General features: G+C 70.1%; 17 protein-coding genes and 1 tRNA gene. 6 read left to right on the top strand and 12 right to left on the bottom strand.

What is annotated here, in order from left to right:
- Nucleotides 1–4 precede the first annotated feature (4 nt).
- From ACFE7H_RS00980 to ACFE7H_RS00970, 3 genes are all read right to left on the bottom strand, one after another.
- A complete protein-coding gene (locus ACFE7H_RS00980) occupies nucleotides 5–1,039 on the bottom strand; it encodes a glycosyltransferase family 4 protein (RefSeq protein WP_375399325.1) in 1,035 nt (344 codons plus the stop codon).
- Nucleotides 1,040–1,300: 261 nt separating this feature from the next.
- Nucleotides 1,301–1,726, bottom strand: a complete 426-nt coding sequence (locus ACFE7H_RS00975) for an arsenate reductase ArsC (RefSeq protein WP_375399324.1) — start codon at nucleotides 1,724–1,726, stop codon at nucleotides 1,301–1,303.
- On the bottom strand, nucleotides 1,723–1,941 hold the full coding sequence (locus ACFE7H_RS00970; protein WP_375399323.1) for a DUF4177 domain-containing protein: 219 nt from the start codon (nucleotides 1,939–1,941) through the stop codon (nucleotides 1,723–1,725). The genes ACFE7H_RS00975 and ACFE7H_RS00970 overlap by 4 nt, the downstream gene beginning before the upstream one ends.
- Before the next feature lie 667 nt (nucleotides 1,942–2,608).
- Between ACFE7H_RS00970 and ACFE7H_RS00965 the strand changes: the two genes are divergently transcribed.
- A complete protein-coding gene (locus ACFE7H_RS00965) occupies nucleotides 2,609–3,580 on the top strand; it encodes an alpha/beta hydrolase (RefSeq protein WP_375399322.1) in 972 nt (323 codons plus the stop codon).
- 496 nt (nucleotides 3,581–4,076) lie between these two features.
- Nucleotides 4,077–4,484, top strand: a complete 408-nt coding sequence (arr, locus tag ACFE7H_RS00960; RefSeq protein ID WP_375399321.1) for an NAD(+)--rifampin ADP-ribosyltransferase — start codon at nucleotides 4,077–4,079, stop codon at nucleotides 4,482–4,484.
- 60 nt (nucleotides 4,485–4,544) lie between these two features.
- Here the strand turns inward: arr and ACFE7H_RS00955 are convergent.
- Nucleotides 4,545–4,620: transfer RNA gene (locus ACFE7H_RS00955), tRNA-Lys, on the bottom strand.
- 65 nt (nucleotides 4,621–4,685) lie between these two features.
- Here ACFE7H_RS00955 and bcp point away from each other — a divergent pair.
- A complete protein-coding gene (bcp, locus tag ACFE7H_RS00950) occupies nucleotides 4,686–5,162 on the top strand; it encodes a thioredoxin-dependent thiol peroxidase (RefSeq protein ID WP_375399320.1) in 477 nt (158 codons plus the stop codon).
- Nucleotides 5,163–5,217: 55 nt separating this feature from the next.
- Here bcp and ACFE7H_RS00945 read toward each other — a convergent pair whose 3' ends face one another.
- Nucleotides 5,218–5,643: a hypothetical protein gene (locus tag ACFE7H_RS00945; protein WP_375399319.1), complete on the bottom strand. Its 426-nt coding sequence runs from the start codon at nucleotides 5,641–5,643 to the stop codon at nucleotides 5,218–5,220.
- A 268-nt stretch (nucleotides 5,644–5,911) separates the two neighbouring features.
- Here ACFE7H_RS00945 and ACFE7H_RS00940 point away from each other — a divergent pair, with 268 nt between their 5' ends.
- Entirely contained in the window at nucleotides 5,912–6,160 is a 249-nt protein-coding gene (locus ACFE7H_RS00940) for a WhiB family transcriptional regulator (RefSeq protein ID WP_375399682.1), read from the top strand.
- Between the two features lie 75 nt (nucleotides 6,161–6,235).
- On the opposite strand, the gene ACFE7H_RS00935 is transcribed toward ACFE7H_RS00940, so the two are convergent.
- The 4 genes from ACFE7H_RS00935 to ACFE7H_RS00920 form a co-directional block, all read right to left on the bottom strand.
- Nucleotides 6,236–7,732: a sensor histidine kinase gene (locus ACFE7H_RS00935; RefSeq protein WP_375399318.1), complete on the bottom strand. Its 1,497-nt coding sequence runs from the start codon at nucleotides 7,730–7,732 to the stop codon at nucleotides 6,236–6,238.
- Between the two features lie 200 nt (nucleotides 7,733–7,932).
- Complete coding sequence (locus ACFE7H_RS00930) at nucleotides 7,933–8,799, bottom strand: aminotransferase class IV (protein WP_375399317.1); 867 nt, start codon at nucleotides 8,797–8,799, stop codon at nucleotides 7,933–7,935.
- 58 nt (nucleotides 8,800–8,857) lie between these two features.
- On the bottom strand, nucleotides 8,858–10,126 hold the full coding sequence (locus ACFE7H_RS00925) for a CpaE family protein (RefSeq protein WP_375399316.1): 1,269 nt from the start codon (nucleotides 10,124–10,126) through the stop codon (nucleotides 8,858–8,860).
- Nucleotides 10,123–10,752, bottom strand: a complete 630-nt coding sequence (locus ACFE7H_RS00920) for a hypothetical protein (protein ID WP_375399315.1) — start codon at nucleotides 10,750–10,752, stop codon at nucleotides 10,123–10,125. The genes ACFE7H_RS00925 and ACFE7H_RS00920 overlap by 4 nt, the downstream gene beginning before the upstream one ends.
- A gap of 122 nt (nucleotides 10,753–10,874) precedes the next feature.
- Here ACFE7H_RS00920 and ACFE7H_RS00915 point away from each other — a divergent pair, with 122 nt between their 5' ends.
- The gene (locus tag ACFE7H_RS00915) at nucleotides 10,875–11,147 is read left to right on the top strand and encodes a helix-turn-helix domain-containing protein (RefSeq protein WP_375399314.1); all 273 of its coding nucleotides are present in this window, start codon (nucleotides 10,875–10,877) and stop codon (nucleotides 11,145–11,147) included.
- A gap of 31 nt (nucleotides 11,148–11,178) precedes the next feature.
- Here the strand turns inward: ACFE7H_RS00915 and ACFE7H_RS00910 are convergent, their stop codons facing one another.
- The gene (locus tag ACFE7H_RS00910) at nucleotides 11,179–11,769 is read right to left on the bottom strand and encodes a hypothetical protein (RefSeq protein ID WP_375399313.1); all 591 of its coding nucleotides are present in this window, start codon (nucleotides 11,767–11,769) and stop codon (nucleotides 11,179–11,181) included.
- A gap of 148 nt (nucleotides 11,770–11,917) precedes the next feature.
- On the opposite strand from ACFE7H_RS00910, the gene ACFE7H_RS00905 reads away from it, so the two are divergent.
- Nucleotides 11,918–12,352, top strand: coding sequence for an Rv3235 family protein (locus ACFE7H_RS00905; RefSeq protein ID WP_375399312.1), 435 nt, complete (start codon nucleotides 11,918–11,920; stop codon nucleotides 12,350–12,352).
- A 283-nt stretch (nucleotides 12,353–12,635) separates the two neighbouring features.
- Here the strand turns inward: ACFE7H_RS00905 and secA are convergent, their stop codons facing one another.
- Both secA and hpf read right to left on the bottom strand, forming a co-directional pair.
- Nucleotides 12,636–15,521 (bottom strand): preprotein translocase subunit SecA, encoded by a 2,886-nt coding sequence (gene secA, locus ACFE7H_RS00900; protein ID WP_375399311.1) that lies wholly within the window; start codon nucleotides 15,519–15,521, stop codon nucleotides 12,636–12,638.
- A gap of 151 nt (nucleotides 15,522–15,672) precedes the next feature.
- Nucleotides 15,673–16,455, bottom strand: coding sequence for a ribosome hibernation-promoting factor, HPF/YfiA family (hpf, locus tag ACFE7H_RS00895; RefSeq protein WP_375399310.1), 783 nt, complete (start codon nucleotides 16,453–16,455; stop codon nucleotides 15,673–15,675).
- Nucleotides 16,456–16,463: the final 8 nt, after the last annotated feature.

Below are 16,463 nucleotides of genomic sequence, written 5' to 3'. Positions count from 1 at the left end.
CGGCTCAGCGGGCGAGGATGCGCTCATACACCGCGAGGTACTCGCTCACCATGCGATCCACCCCGAAGCGCAGTGCGGCGACCGCGCGAACCTCGCGTCGGTCCAGTGCCGATGCCGCGTCGACGACGGCCACAGCGGCGTCGACTCCGTCGACCAGGAACCCGGTGACCCCTGGGTCGACGACCTCGGACATCGACCCCCGGGCGTAGGCGATCACCGGGGTGCCCGTGGCCATGGCCTCCACGACGGAGAGCCCGAACGGCTCGTCGAAATGGATCGGATGGAGCAGCACCGCCGCGGACCCGAGCACGGCGGACCGGTCCGACGGCCCCACCGACCCCAGGTAGCGGACGCGATCGCCATCGATGTGGGGATCGACCGCCTCCTCGAAGTACTCCTGGTCCTGCACGATGCCGCAGATGATCAGCCGCCTGCCGGCGAGCCTGGCGATGCGGATCGCGTCGGCCGTGCCCTTGTCGGGGTGGATGCGGCCGAAGGCGACCAGGTCCTCCCCCGGCGTGGCGGAGAAGTCGAGCTCGGTCAGATCGATGCCGTGGTGGACGGTGGCCACGTAGTCGAGCAGCGGCGACCGGTCGGCGTCGGAGATCGACACGTAGCTCGAGGAAGCGGCGTTGGAGGAGGCGGAGTTCAAGGAAGCGGCGGCATACGCCGGGAGGATCCCGGGCCCGGAGAAGCCGTGGATCGTCGTCACGAGCGGCGCGCGCCACGCCCCCGCGAACGCGAGCGGCAGCCAGTCGAGGTGGTTGTGGACGATGTCGAACTCGGCCGAGCGCTCCAGCGCATGCGCGACGTGCAGCGCCTCCCACACCCGCCCGTCCATGCTCGGATCCTCGGCGTACGGGTGCGGCACCGTCGCGTCGAGCTCCGCCGTCGTGATGGAGTCGGCGGTCGCGAAGAGCGTCACGTCCACTCCCCGAGCGACGAGTCCCTCCGTCAGCAGGCTCGCCACCCGCTCCCACGGCCCGTAATGGCGCGGCGGCGTGCGCCAGGCCACCGGGGCGAGCACGGCGACCCTCACCCGTCGCGCTTCCTGCGGCAACACCCGGACGCGATTCGACGGGGTCGGCGCATAGTGCTCCTGGAATACCACACCTCGCTGCTCTCACGACTCAGCGGATCGAGCACCAGGGAACGGACGAGTTCAAGGTGTCCGGCTGGCGATCCCTCGGCGACGTACATCGACCAGTCGACAGCGACGCACGGTGCGCTCAGCGGCGGCGGCGTCGTCGTCGTCGTCGTCGCGCCGTACCCGCTCTCGCGTCGATACCGAGCGCGTCATTCAGCCGTCGAGCCCCGCCAGCAGGCGCGTGACGCGGTCGCGGATCTCGTCGCGAATCGGTCGGACCTGATCGATGGGCAGCCCTGCCGGGTCGGGGAGGCCCCAGTCCTCGTAGCGCTTGCCCGGGAAGATCGGACAGGCGTCCCCGCAGCCCATCGTGATCACCACGTCGGACGCGCGCACATCGTCCACCGCGAGCACACGGGGCTGCTTGTCGGCAATATCGATCCCGACCTCGGCCATCGCCCGGACCGCGACTCGATTGATCTGCTCAGCGGGTTCGCTTCCGGCCGACAGGACCCGAACCCACCCGTCCCCGAGGGTCGCAGCGAACCCGGCCGCCATCTGCGACCGGCCGGCGTTGTGCACGCAGACGAACAGAATCGAGGGCCGCTCGCGACCTGCCCGCGAAGCGATCGCTGTCATGCCCGGCGCTCGAAGACCGTCGTGGCCTGGACGCGGTCACCACCTGCGAAACCTGTGCTCGCGGAGGACGCCGTTGTACCGGTGTGACGCCGGTAGCCGAGTGCGGCCTGGGCGTTGATCGACTTCTCCAGCTCGGTGAGGTTTCCCGATCCGGTCCCCACCAGCTTCTCCTTCAGCACAACCTGAAGGACGACGTAGCTCATCCCGTCGGCCACCGAAACCCCATCTCACCTGCGCGGGCCGCGACGCGGCCCATCCATCGGGCAGACCGTATCGAGCCCACCGTGCCCGTCAATGAGGCCGGCCGGTCCCCGCTGGTTCGCCGTCTGCCAGCGGGCGCCCATCTCGACATTGGGTGTGCAAGATGTCTCAGCCGGTGGCGAATGTCGAGGAACGCCGCGTCTTCGTCCCCGAACTGGTGTGACTGACGCGTGAAGACTCAGTCGGCTGGGGACCGGCGCTCATCGCGACAGCGGTCAGCCTCGTCGGAAGCGGCCCGTTGTCGACCCGAGCCGAGTCGGCGCGTCCACCTGGCAATGCAGGTGAGCCGGTAGGAGCGAAAGCCCCTGCTGAGGCGCGGCGCGGCGAATCAGGAGGCGGTCGAGTGTCAACCGAGAGCGGGGCGGCGATGTTCATCGTCGACGCCGCCGACTCGATTGCTGCGCGTCGTGGGCGCGACACGCGCGAGGTGTCGGTCTGCCGTCCGGCGGATCAGGCCCCCACGCCCATCCTCACGGCGACCGAGACTCCCCGCCTCCGCCCGTTGGACGAGCGCCCCATGGGCGGCCGCGGTCGACACCGCAGGTCCTCGAGGACCGGTATGGGTTCGAAACGAAACGCTGCCGTCACATCGATGGCCCACTGCTGGAGGAGGATCTCGTCATGCGTGTAACCCAAGACATGATCGATCCGGAACTTCGAGGCCCGGCGAGACTGTTCCGGCTGCTGTTCGGAAAGGGACAGTCGTCGGAGGCGCAGGTGCGCAGCTCCAGGACGCCGCTGGCGATGCGAGTCGTCGGCGCGCTGCCGCTGCGTGGCGTGTCCGTGGCCAAGCGTGGGATCACGCGGGCGGATGGCACGGAGTTGAAGGTGATCGTCGCGACCCGACCGGCGTCGACTCGAACCGACCGACCCGGCATCCTGTGGATACACGGCGGTGGGTACTCGATCGGTACCGCGCAGGGCGAGTTGTTGGCGATCAAGGAGTTACTCGGCTTGACCGACGCGGTGTTCGTCTCTCCGAACTACCGACTCAGCACCGAAGCGCCGTATCCCGCCGCTCTCGACGACTGCTATCTGGCGCTGTTGTGGCTGAAGGAGCACGCAGCGGAACTGGGGGTGAGGACCGACCAGATCATCGTCGCTGGAGGCAGCGCCGGCGGCGGCTTGACCGCTGCAGTCACCATTCGGGCGCGGAACGAGGGCGAGGTCAACGTCGCGTTCCAGATGCCGCTGTATCCGATGATCGACGACCGGCCGACACCGTCGTCGAAGGACAACGATGCGCCGTTGTACGACGGGACATCGAATGAGTCCAACTGGAAGGTGTACCTCGGCGACCTCTACGGCGGCGATGTCCCGCCGACTGCGGCTCCGGCGCGGGAGACGGATTATCGCGGACTGCCGCCGACGGTGACATTCGTCGGCGGGATCGAGCCGTTCCGCGACGAGACCATCGCCTACGTCGAGAACCTGCGATCGGCCGGAGTCCCCGTCTCGTTCCGCGAGTTCGAAGGCGCGTGGCACGCATTCGACGCCCTCGCGCCGCGCGCGAAGGTCGCCAGGGACGCGAAAGCGTGGAAGCAGCAGCAGTTCAGCCGATTCCTGGAGTCCTACTTCGCGGCGCAGGCCTGAGCACCGCCTCTGCGCCGCACGCCCGTGCCAGCCGCCGACCGTTGCCGGTGAATTCGATGCCGCATCGACGCAACACCTGTCGGGTCGTGAGGTGGGAGTACGCCTGATCGGTGAGGACTCGATCGGGCCGATTCCCCGGCCGGCCCACGCATTTGCGCGTGACGCGGATCGCATCCAGCCCCCGGGAATTGAACCCGGAACCCACTGAACGGCCAATCGACTCATAGCCATTGACGGACGGCGGCTTCCTCCCCGGCCGCTCGACAGGAGCAGGCCGGCGGAGTACCGGCCGTAACGGCTGTCCGGGCCCGGTTCACGGGACGTCGTCAGCGGATGACTGCCTTCCGCGCACTGCTCGACCTACGAGGCCCACGGGGAGCGTCGGATCGCGTCGCACCGGCTGCCTCGCCGATGGATCGGTCGACGAACGCAAACCGCAAACCGCAAACCGCAAACCGCAAACCGCAAACCGATCGACGATCTCGAGGAGCACCTGATGAGCTTGTACGAACCGACCTCCGATCCAGGACCCTTCTTCCACGGAACGCGAGCCGACCTGAGCGTCGGCGATCTCATCACTGGCGGCTTCCGTTCGAACTACCGGCCGGAAGTCGTCATGGACCACGTCTACTTCACCGCGCTGTCCGACGGCGCAGGCCTTGCCGCGGAGCTCGCGAGAGGCGACGGACCTCCACGGGTGTACGTCGTGCAGCTCACTGGACCCTTCGAGAACGATCCGAACGTCACGGACAAGAAGTTCCCGGGCAACCCGACGCGGTCCTACCGCAGCGCCGAGCCCCTGCTGATCACGGGCGAGGTCGCCGACTGGCGCCGATTGACACCTCAGGCACTGCAGGACTGGCGCGAGCGGCTGAACAACGTCGAAGGCGAGATCACCAACTAGGGGTACTCGGCGGAAACGACTCAGGCGCCGGACATGAATCCCGTGCCTGATTAGGACTTCTGGTACACCCCCCGGGACTTGAACCCGGAACCCACTGATTAAGAGTCAGTTGCTCTGCCAATTGAGCTAGAGGTGCTTGGCGGGCTTCGGCGTCCGCTTCGGCCGGTCGCTCAGATTAGCATGGCGGGCGGAGGCAACCCCATGACTGACAGCACCCGACTCGAGCCCGGCGCGAGCGCGCCGACCTTCACCCTGGACGACTCCACCGGCTCGCCGGTGTCGCTCGGCGACTACGCCGGGCGCAAGGTCGTCCTCTACTTCTACCCGGCCGCCATGACGCCCGGCTGCACCACCGAGGCGTGCGACTTCCGCGACAACCTCAACTCCCTCTCCGGCGCCGGGTACCAGGTGCTGGGCGTCTCCAAGGACGAGCCGGCCGCGAATGCGCAGTTCGCGGAGCAGGAGGCGCTGAACTTCCCGCTGCTGTCCGATCCCGACCTGACCGTGCACCGCGCCTACGGCGCGTACGGCGAGAAGTCGATGTACGGCAAGCCCGTGACCGGCGTCATCCGCTCCACCTTCGTGATCGACGAGCAGGGTGCCGTCACCCTGCCGCTGTACAACGTGAAGGCCGCGGGCCACGTCAGCAGCCTGCGCAAGAAGCTCCACATCGACTGACTGTGCTGATCAACTGACCGGCACATCGTCGACCGGTCACACCGACTGACCGAGCTCAGTTCCGCCTGGTCGCCTCGATCACGCTCGGCGTGAACAGCAGGATCAGGATCGCGAGCGCCGGCACGACCAGCGCAGCCCCGACATCCGGCCTCGGCTGCGGGCCTTGGAACGCATAAAGCCCGACGAATGCCTGCACGATCACGGCCGTGAAGGCGAACGCGCGTACCCATTTCGCGGCGTGCAGGGTCGCCCGACCCGCCGCCAGGATCGCCGCCGCGGCGATCCCCGCGCAGACCGCCAGGGCGATCGCGCTCGTGATCGAGGTGCTCGGAGCCGTGAAGGTCTCGACGATCAAAACCACCGTGATCACCACGAGCGCGACGCCTTCGGCGAGCAGCAGAACCGCAAGAGCGACGACTGCAGGCGTCCGGATCGGCGCAGAATCCTCCTCCGAGCGGCGGGGACCGCCGACTCCGCTCATGGTGAGCTCACACTTCCACCCCTTGTCCGGCCGGTCGGCCGTATGCAACGATGTTTCAGGTTGATTAACGGTGCCCCCATCGACGCGGGCATGTGGCAGCGCAGGATGGCGGGAGCACCGTTCCCGCCAGCACCGGGCACGCGTGCGGACTCCCCATCATCCGGCTGCCCACGACATGCCGTCGACCGACACTTCCGCGTCTCAGACCCTCGGGTTGAGCACCGGCCATGCACGCCTGCGTGCGCGACGACGAATGGAGGGCACGCGAGTGGATTGGCGTGACCGGGCAGCTTGCCTCACTGCAGACCCTGAATTGTTCTTCCCGATCGGGAACACAGGGCCCGCCGTCGACCAGATCGACCGCGCGAAGTCCGTCTGCGGACGCTGCACCGTCACGGAGTCCTGTCTGCAGTATGCCCTGGAAACGTCCCAGGACTCCGGCGTCTGGGGCGGCCTCAGCGAGGACGAGCGCCGCGCGCTGAAGCGTCGCGCCGCGCGCGCCCGCCGTTCCGCCTGACCCGGCTGCTCGCTCCGCCGTACTGGTCGGCTGGGCGGCGTCCAGCCCGCGGCTTCGACTCTCGGGCGACTCGCTTCAGCGCTCGGGGATGAAGCGGAACGGAACCGCGATGGTCACTTCGGTGCCGCGGCCCGACATGGTGTGCCAGTCGATGATCCCGCCTAATTCGCCCTCGATCAGGGTGCGGACGATCTGCGTGCCCAGTCCCGCGCCCACCTTGCCCTCCGGCAAGCCCACGCCGTTGTCGCGCACGCTGACGGTGATGCCCTCCTCCGACCGGTGCGCGGTGATCACGACCGTCCCCTCGCGGCCTGCCAGCCCGTGCTCCACGGCGTTGGTCACGAGTTCGGTCAGCGCCAGGGCGAGAGGAGTCGCGTAGTCGCTCGGCAGCACTCCGAAAGCGCCCTTCTTCATCGGGTGGACGCGCGTTCCGTGTGACGACGCGACCTCCGCGATCAGCATCAGCACGCGGTCGAAGACCTCATCGAAGTCGACGCTCTGCGTCAGGCCCTGCGCCAGGGTGTCGTGTACGACCGCGATCGCCGACACCCGCCGGGTCGCCTGCGTCAGCGACTCCCGCGCCTCGTCGGAGTTGGAGCGCCGCGCTTGGATGCGCAGCAGCGAGGCGACCGTCTGCAGGTTGTTCTTGACGCGATGGTGGATCTCGCGAATGGTCGCGTCCTTGGTGATCAGCTCCTGCTCCTGGTGACGCAGCTCCGTCACCTCGCGGCACAGGATGATCGCACCGACGCGCTCGCCGCCCTCCCGCACCGGGATCGCCCGGAACGAGACGGTGACGCCGCGCGCCTCCACCTCCGTGCGCCAGGGCGCCTTGCCGGTGACGACCAGGGGCAGCGTCTCGTCGATCGCGAGGCGGTCGGGCAGCAGCTCGGCCACCACCTCGGCCAGCGACTCCCCCTCCAGCTCGCCCGTGAAGCCGATGCGGTTGACCGCCGACAGGGCGTTCGGACTGGCGAACACCGTGGTGCCCTCCTGGTCCAGGCGGATCAGGCCGTCGGAGGCGCGGGGGGCGCCGCGACGGGGAGCGGTCGGGGCGGCGAGCTGCGGGAAGTCCCCCGCCGCGATCATGCGGAACAGGTCGTTTCCACACTCGTTGAAGGTCAGCTCCTGCCGGCTGGGCATCCGCGCCTCAGCCAGGTTCGAATGCCTGGTCAGGACCGCGATCGGGCCGAGCACCTGCTGCGGGATCACGCTGCTGCCAGTGCGCCGGAAGACCGGCACGGCTCGTACGCGCGTCGGGGTCTCCTCGAACCAGTCGAGCGCGGAGGAGTCGACGATCGTGCCGGTGTCGAACGCCTCGGTGACGATCTGGCGCCAGTCCGGCTTGACGACCTGGCCCACGAAGTCGCGGTAGAAGAGGGTCGCGGCGCTGGAGGGGCGGGCGTGCGCGACGGCCACGAATCCGCCGTCCGGGGCGGGCGCCCACAGCACGACGTCGGCGAAGGCGAGGTCGGCAAGCAGCTGCAGATCGCCGAGCAGGGCGTGCAGCCAGCTCAGGTCGTCCTCGTTGGTCCGCCCCTGGGCGGTGACGAGCTCGGTCAACGTCGGCACACCGCAAGCGTACGGCGCGGCCGTCGGCAGTCGTCCGCAGGCCCACGCCCACGCCACGCCCTCACGCGTCCCGCGCCCCCACGGGCCACTCCCGCGTCTCGACAGCAGGACCGGGTCCCTACGGCAGGTTCGCCGTCGACCAGCAACCTGCTGTCGGGACCCTGTCCTGCTGTTGTGCTCGTCCTGCTCGGGCGGGGCGGCTACTTCAGGCGGGCGAGCAGCCAGGCGTTCAGGTCGGCCGTGAGTGGCGCGTCGATTGGGCGGGGTGTGTCGTCGACGGCGCGGATGGGTGCCATCAGGCGTCCGCTGGAGGCGAGCCAGGCCGCGTCCGCCCGCTGCAAGTCGGCCGTCGTCAGGGGTTCGACAGCGCAGGTGAACCCGCGCGTCGCGGCGAACCGGAACACATCCGCCTGGGTCGTCCCGGGGAGTACGCCGAACTCGGGCGGGGTCGTGCGCAGGCGGTCGCCGGTCCGCAGCACGACCGTGGAGGTCGGACCCTCCAGCAGCAGACCGTCGGTGCTGAGGAGCAGCGCGTCGTCGGCGCCGCGCCGCTGCGCCTCCCGCAGCATGGCGCGGTTGGCGGCGTAGGAGAGCGTCTTGGCGCCGAGCAGCAGCCACGGCGCCTGCTGCGCGGTGCCGGCCGACCGGCCGGCCTCCAGCAGCACGACACCGATCCCCTCGGTCCGCGCGTTCGTGTGGTCGGGCGCCGGCGCACCGAGCAGCCAGCCGGTCGGCGTTCCGTCGCCGCCCTCGTCGCCGCGGGTCAAGACGATCTTCACGAACGCCTCGCCGGTGGGCGGCAACGCCGCGACCACCTCCCGGATCGCCTTCGTCCAGGCCCGCCGGTCAGGGTCGGGCAGCTCGAGCAGGCGCGCGGACCGCGCGAACCGGTCCAGATGCAGCCGCAGCGCCTGCGGACGGCCGGCGACGACGCCGATCGTCTCGAAGACGCCGTCGCCCCGCGTCGCGCCCAGGTCGGAGGCGAGCACGACGGGCGAGCCGGGCGACACGAGCCGCGCGTGCGGAACGCCGACGGGTTCGAACAGTGCGACGACACGGGACGGCATGCCGGCAGTCTGCCCTTCCAGCCGCACCGGGGCCCGGCACGCCGGATGGGCGACGTGGTCAGGCGGTCGCGACTCGCGGCCGGCGCAGACGTCGGCGGGCGACTGGATCAGGAGACGCGACGGCCAGCCGATCGGCCGCCAGGCGTCGGAGTGCGGCGACCGCCGGCGACCGGGGTGCCGCCTCCGACAGCGCCCGCCCCGTCAGCAAGGCGGCGTCGCAGCCCGCCGCGTCCCACGGCACCAGCGTCACATCGTCGATGCCGCCGAACCGCAGCAGCGTCGCCCGCACCTGCCCACCGGGATTCAGCCCGACCGCGCTGGCGCGCACCTTGGTGATGACGACGGACACGGTGGGCGACTCGAGCGTCTCGATCAGGTCGCCGTACGACCGCACGAACCGGGCGAGCCCCACCGGGTCGGCCGCCCCGACCGCCACGACATGGTCGGCGGCCCGCACGGCGGCGATGGTCGCGGCGTTCCGCCGCGGCGCGAAGAGGTCGCTGACGATCTCCTCGTCCGCCTCCAGGTTGAACCCGGCGTCGACCACGGTCACATCCGCCCACGACCGGCACTGCTCCAGCACGCGCGTCACCCGGTCCATGGACAACTCCGGCCACCGGGCCGGCCTGCCGATGCCGGTCAGCACCGAGACGACGCCGCGCGAGAACCGGTACCGCTGCGCCACTCGATCCAACTCGCCGCTCGTCAGTGCTCCCGCTGCAGCCAGCCGGCAAGCCGCAGCGAACCCGGGTGCTTCGTCGAACAGACCGAGGGACGGCGCGACCGCAGCACCCACGCTGTCGGCGTCGACGAGTGCGACCCGGGCGCCGGTGGCGGCCAACTCCACGGCCAGGGTGATGGCCGTGGTGGTACGGCCCGGCGCACCGGTCGGACCCCAGACGGCGACGACGGAGCCGCCCGGCCGCGCGGCGGGTGCAGCCAGGTCGGACGGCCGTCTCGCTCCGCTGCCGTCGAGCTCGAGGTCGCTTCGGTCTGCGGCCGCGAGGATCGCGTCGAGCGGCGCGTCGCCGTCCAGCGGATCGAGCACGCCGAGCGCTGCGGCGATATCCCGCTCGAAGGGCCCGTCGGCGAGCACGACCAGGCGGACACCCGCTGTTCGGCACGCGGCGATGAGGGCCGCATCCAGATGCCGAGTGGAGGCGGAGGCGAGCACCAGGTCGGCACTCACCCGCGGTACTAGCGCGGCGGCCTCGGCGGTCCCCGCCGGACGCGCGGCCACGACGACGCCGGCGTCGATGAGCTGGGGCAGCAGCCGGTCCTCGACCAGCGGGGCGAGGCTGAGGACCACGGTGCGCGGCGCGGTCATCGGAGCGGCTCCCCCATGCTGACCGCCGAGATCTGGTCGCCGCCGGCGACCGACTGCAGCACCCGGGCGACGTCGCCGCTCGGCACCCGCAATTCCACTCGCGTCCGGTCGCCCGATGAGATCAGACCGTCGCCCGGCACGATGCGCACCACTGTCGCCGCAGTGACCAGTACCTCGGGCGGTCCGTAGGCGGTGGCGGTCGTCTTCGGGGCCGCCCAGACGTCCACGATCGATCCGGCGGCGACCATGCCCGGCAACTCGTCCGCCAGGGTCAGCACCATCGCGGCCGTATGAGCACCGGCCGCACGACCGAGCGCCGAGACGGGCACCATCTCTCCGACAGCCACGCTGCGGGTGGCCACATAGCCGCCGGCCGGAACGGGTCCAGTCAGATACAGGTCGCTCGCGGAGCCGAGCCGAACATGGGCCGGCGAAAGGTCGGCGCCAGTGACGCGGCTACCTGCGGCGAGCGGCTGGGCCGCGACGTACACGACCTGCGTCCGGTCGGATGCCGCCACGACGCCGACGACGCCGAGCACCGACACCACGACGAGCGCCACCCCGATGGCGACGCGAGGATCGAACCAGGTGCGGCGCGCCCGGAACGGGAGCGAAATGGTGGCCATGAGCAGACCCCTTCCGTGCGAACGACGCCATCGTGCTCGAACCGGCGCGCCGTCGACGAAAGTTATCCACAGGAGAAGTCGCGGTCGGCTCGGCTCACAACCCCGGTGCCAGACTTCCCGCCATGCCTCCTGAGCAGCACACCGACGCACTCGGGCGCTTCCTCACCGTTGCCGAGACGGCGGAGGTGCTGAACGTCTCGCTGCACCAGGTCTACTCGCTGGTGCGCTCCGGCGAACTGCCGGCGATCCGCGTCGGCGCCGGCAATCACTGGCGCGTGGAACGTGTGCAGTTGGAGGCATACATCGAGGCCGGATACGAGGAATCACGGCGTCGCGCGCATTGGAACCAGACCGAATTCGCGATCCTGCCCGAGCTGCGCACCGACCTGCTCTGAGTGAGGCGCGGCGGGGTCGGCGCACGATCGCTCAGCGCACGATCACGACCACGAGTTGGGTCAAGGGCAGCAGCCGCAGCTGCTGCACGGCGCTGCTGCGTCGCGGCGCGTCCGCGGCATGTACGGCCAGATCCGCGTGATCGCGTCCGACGCGGTCGAACGTGCCGGTCAACACGCCGGACAGGGTGCGCACCTCCACAGTTCGCCGACGGCGGGCCAGGTCCCGCAGCACGAACGCGAGGCCCAGCCGGTCGGTGAGCGCCCCGGAGGTCGCCACCGGCGGGGACAGGCTGGGCTCCAATTGAGCCGCAGTCGGCACGAGAGCGGCGATCCCAGCCAACGGCAGCACCACTTGGGCGCCGTCGGCCGCTTCGGCGAGGTCGCCGGCGATCCAGTCGCGCCCGACCGTTCGGGTGCGTACCGCAAGCAGGTCGCCGTTGGTCAGTACGAGCCGGACCGCACGATGCGGTTCCGCTGCGCCCGCGATACCGCTGATCCGGTCGCGCAGCGACAGTCGGCCGAGGCGCAGCCGCTCCTCCTCCACCTGCTCCTCACGCTCGCCCGCCGTCAACTCCGCCTCGAGTTGACCCTCGAGGTCGGCGAACAGCTCGTCCCAGCGCATGGCGACTGCACCGTACCGGCCGGCCCCACCGGCGACGAGGACTTATCCACAGATTGCGCCACGGCCTGGACGCACGGGATGCGGGACTGCTTGTGTTACCCCGCCGGTCACCCCAGGCCGCGACGCTTCGTCACCCGCCGGAGTCCCCATGAGCGCCGTTCCACCCGTCGTCGACCGTCCCAGACCGCTGCATGCTGTCGACACCGACGCGTACTTCGCCCCGCAACCCACCTCGACGGCGCGCCTGCCCGATCCCCGACCCCTGGTCGAGAACCTCGCGCACAGCGTCGTGGAGGTGCTGAGCGGAGCGCGCGAGATCGAACAGATCGCCCGCTGGCTGAACGAGACCGTCTACCAGCACCTGCTGAAACGCGTCGTGCTCGCCAGCCGCGGCCGCGCCGCGCGCGGCGCCAGCGCCAGCCGACCCGTGTTCCAGCTCGGCGCCACCCGCATCACCTCACCGGCCGACGGCGTGATCGAGGCGACCGTCATCATGCACGGCCGCGCCCGCACCCGCGCCATCGCCATCCGCCTGGAAGGCTTCGACTCGCGGTGGCGCGCCACCGCGCTGCATGTGTTGTAACCGCGCCGCCGCTGCTGCGGCGCGGGTCGTGGGCAGTCCGCCCGGCCGAACAAGTCGGCCGGGCTCCCGAACCAGCGTCGGGCGCGAGTCGGGGACAGTCCGCCCGGCCGACTGAATCGGCCGGGCTCCCGACCCAGCGCAGGCCCGGGTTGCCGTTAGCGCGTCGGCGGCCACTTGAGGTGCGAGGAATTCAGGAGATTTCGAGGCGTGCAGGCTGGAAGCGGCCGATATTGGGGCCGGAAGTCTAGATTTCCTGAATTCCTCGGCAGGGGCGGCGCGACGCCTACTTGTTGCGCTCGGCGGCGCGGCGGGCGGCTCGGTTGGCCGGGGCGGAGGTGGGCTGGCCGAAGGCGCCGCGGCCCGCCGGGGCCGGGGGGCGCGGCGACTGCGACGGGGACTGGGATGGGGAGGTGCGCGGGCGCCGCGTGGGGTCGACCGGCGGCAGGTCGCCCGGGCCCGCATCGCCCGCCATCAACTCGTCGAAGCCCGACTGCTGGGCCGCGGCGACCTGGGCGCGCGCTGTCGCGGCGCGCTCCAGCAGGCCGCGCTGGTTGCGCACCTCGACCCCGCCGTCGTCCGTCGGCGCCGTGAAGCGCAGCGTGCCAGCGGGCACCGCGGAGGCGCCGAGGCCCTTCGCGTTCACGTCGGGTCCGCCGAAGACGGCCGACGGGTTCACCTCGACCTCGAGGTTGTACAGGAACCCGATCGACTCCTCGCGGATCTGGCCCATCATCGTCTGGAACAGCGAGAACCCCTCGCGCTGGTACTCCACGAGCGGATCGCGCTGCGCCATCGCGCGCAGGCCGATGCCGTCCTTCAGGTAGTCCATCTCGTACAGGTGATCACGCCAGCGGCGGTCGATCACCGACAGCACCACCCGGCGCTCCAGCTCGCGCATGGCCTCCGAACCCAACTGCTCCTCGCGGCGCGCATACGCCAACTGGGCGTCGGAGACGATCTCGGTGCGGATGAAGTCGCGGTTCACGCGCCCACGGCTACCTGCCTCGGCCAGCACCTCCTCGATCGTGATCGAGATCGGATACAGCGTGCGCAGCTCTGCCCACAGGGCGTCGAAGTCCCAGTCGTCGCCGGACCCCTCGCCGGTGTGCGTGTTCAGCACGTCGTCGATGACCGTGGTGAGGAACGTCTGCACCCGGGCGTGGATGTCGTCGCCCTCCAGGATGTGCCGCCGGTCGCTGTAGATCGCCTCGCGCTGGCGGTTGAGCACGTCGTCGTACTTGAGCACGTTCTTGCGGATCTCGGCGTTGCGCCCCTCCACCTGCGACTGCGCGGAGCGGATGGCGCGGGACACGACCTTCGACTCGATCGCCAGGTCGTCGGGCACCCCGCCCCGGCCCATCAGCGCCTCCGCCGCTCCGGAGTTGAACAGGCGCATCAGATCATCGGTGAGGGAGAGGTAGAAGCGGCTCTCACCCGGGTCGCCCTGGCGTCCCGAGCGGCCGCGCAGCTGGTTGTCGATGCGCCGGGACTCGTGGCGCTCCGTGCCGAGCACGTACAGGCCGCCGGCCTCCACGACCCGCGCCGCCTCCTGCTCCACGGTCTGCTTGACCTGCGTGAACACCGCGTCCCACGCCGTCTCGTACTCGTCGGGCGTCTCGGTCGGCGACAGGCCGTTCCGCTGCATCTCGGCGACGGCCAGGAACTCCGCGTTACCGCCGAGCATCACGTCCGTACCGCGTCCGGCCATGTTCGTCGCGACCGTGACGGCGCCCATCCGCCCCGCCTGGGCGATGATCGACGCCTCGCGCGCATGGTTCTTGGCGTTCAGCACCTCGTGCTTGACGCCCTTGCGGGCCAGCAGCTTGGAGAGGTACTCGCTCCTCTCGACGCTGGTCGTGCCGACGAGCACCGGCTGACCGGCCTCGTGGCGAGCGGTGATGTCCTCCACCACCTGCGCGAACTTGGCCTGCTCGTTCTTGTAGATCAGGTCGGCCTGATCGGTGCGCCGCATCGGCTTGTTGGTGGGGATGGGGACGACGCCGAGCTTGTACGTGGCCATGAATTCGCTGGCCTCGGTCTCGGCCGTGCCCGTCATGCCGGAGAGCTTCTTGTAGAGCCGGAAGTAGTTCTGCAGCGTGATCGTCGCGTAGGTCTGGTTCTCGGCCTTGACCTGCACGTTCTCCTTGGCCTCGATCGCCTGGTGGATGCCCTCGTTGTAGCGGCGGCCGACCAGGATGCGGCCGGTGTGCTCGTCGACGATCAGCACCTCGCCGTTCATGACGACGTAGTCCTTGTCGCGCTTGAACAGGCTCTTCGCCTTGATCGCATTGTTCAAGAACGAGATGAGCGGAGTGTTCGCCGACTCGTAGAGGTTGTCGATGCCGAGGTAGTCCTCGACCTTCTCGATACCGGGTTCCAGCACGCCGACGGTGCGCTTCTTCTCGTCGACCTCGAAATCCTCGCCGGGCTGGAGGCGGTTCGCCAGTGCGGCGAACTCGTCGAACCAGCGGTTGGCCTCGCCGGAGGCGGCGCCGGAGATGATCAGGGGCGTGCGGGCCTCGTCGATGAGGATGGAGTCGACCTCGTCGACGATCGCGTAGTAGTGGCCGCGCTGCACCATGTCGGCGGGCTGCCAGGCCATGTTGTCGCGCAGGTAGTCGAAGCCGAACTCGTTGTTCGTGCCGTAGGTCACGTCGGCCAGGTACTGCTCGCGTCGCTGCTCGGGCGTCTGGCCGGCCAGGATCACCCCGGTGCTCATGCCGAGCGCGCGGAACACGCGACCCATCAGCTCCGACTGGTACGAGGCGAGGTAGTCGTTCACGGTCACGACGTGCACACCGCGCGATGCGATCGCGTTCAGGTACGCGGGCAGGGTGGCGACCAGGGTCTTGCCCTCGCCGGTCTTCATCTCGGCGATGTTGCCCAGGTGCAGGGCGGCGCCGCCCATCACCTGCACGTCGAAGGGGCGCAGTCCGATGGTGCGCGCCGCCGCTTCACGGACGGCGGCGAACGCCTCCGGCAGCAGGTCGTCCAGGGTCTCGCCGCTGACGTAGCGCTCGCGCAACTCCGCCGTCTCGGCGCGCAGCTCGTCGTCGCTGACGTGGCGGAAGTCGTCCTCGAGGGCGTTCACGGACCGTACGACCTGCTGCAGCCGGCGCAGGATTCGACCCTCGCCGACGCGCAGTGCCTTCTCGAGCACCGATGCCACGCGTGTCTCCTTATCGTCGATCGGAGGGCGTGGGTGGCGGAAGTCCGCATCGAGCACGGCCCGGATCAACGACCCAGGCTACCCGCGCGGCGCAGGTGGACCCGCGCCGCCGTGCTCAGCGGACCCCACTCGGCCGGGCGGCCGCCGCGGCTCAGCGGGCCGCCGCGACCGCCTGCACCGGCGCATCCTCTCGCGCGTCTTCTCGCGTCTCGTCCGGTGCGCCGTCGGTCGAGACCTGCTGCTGCAAGCCGATCACCCCGTAGTCCCACCCCTTGCGGCGGTAGACGACGCTCGGGCGCTGCGTTTCGGAATCGAAGTAGAGGTAGAAGTCGTGGCCCACCAGTTCCATGCGGTACAGCGCGTCGTCGACGCTCATGGGTGCGGCCTCGAACGTCTTGCGGCGGATGTTGACGGGCGTGTACTCCTCGTCGGCACCCTCCTCATCCCCGTCCCGACCAACGCCCCGAGCGTCGCCCTCCATGTCGGCGGCGGTCGGCGGCAGGGTCTCGGGGCCGGTGGGACCCGTCGCCGCCCACCGCAGCGAGTCGCCGTCGGCGGGTACCACGCCCACGCCCTGGAAACCGCTCGCGCTCGCCTCCCGCAGGCTGGTCATGCGGCTGCCGTGGCCGCGGTGCAGCTTCTTGCGGTCCCGCGCACGGCGGATGTGCTCCAGCAGCTTGGCGAGCGCCGCGTCGTAGGCGGCGTACTTGTCGATGCCGGCGGCCTCGGCCCGCACGACCGGGCCCGGTCCGATCAGGGTCAGTTCCACCCGGTCGTCCCCGGACGACCCGTGGGTCTCGTGGTGCCGGCACAGGCGCACCTCGAGCGCCAGCGCCCGGTCGGCCAGGTTGGTGACCCGGTCCGATTTCTCGACCGCGTACTCGCGGAACCGGTCCGTGATCCCCACGTTGCGTCCGGTGATCGTGATATCCATCAGCGTCC

It is taken from the genome of uncultured Amnibacterium sp. (assembly GCF_964250715.1).
GTDB lineage: Bacteria > Actinomycetota > Actinomycetes > Actinomycetales > Microbacteriaceae > Amnibacterium.
Note: the sequence above shows the minus strand (reverse complement) of the source record. Positions and strands in the feature narration are given on the sequence as shown.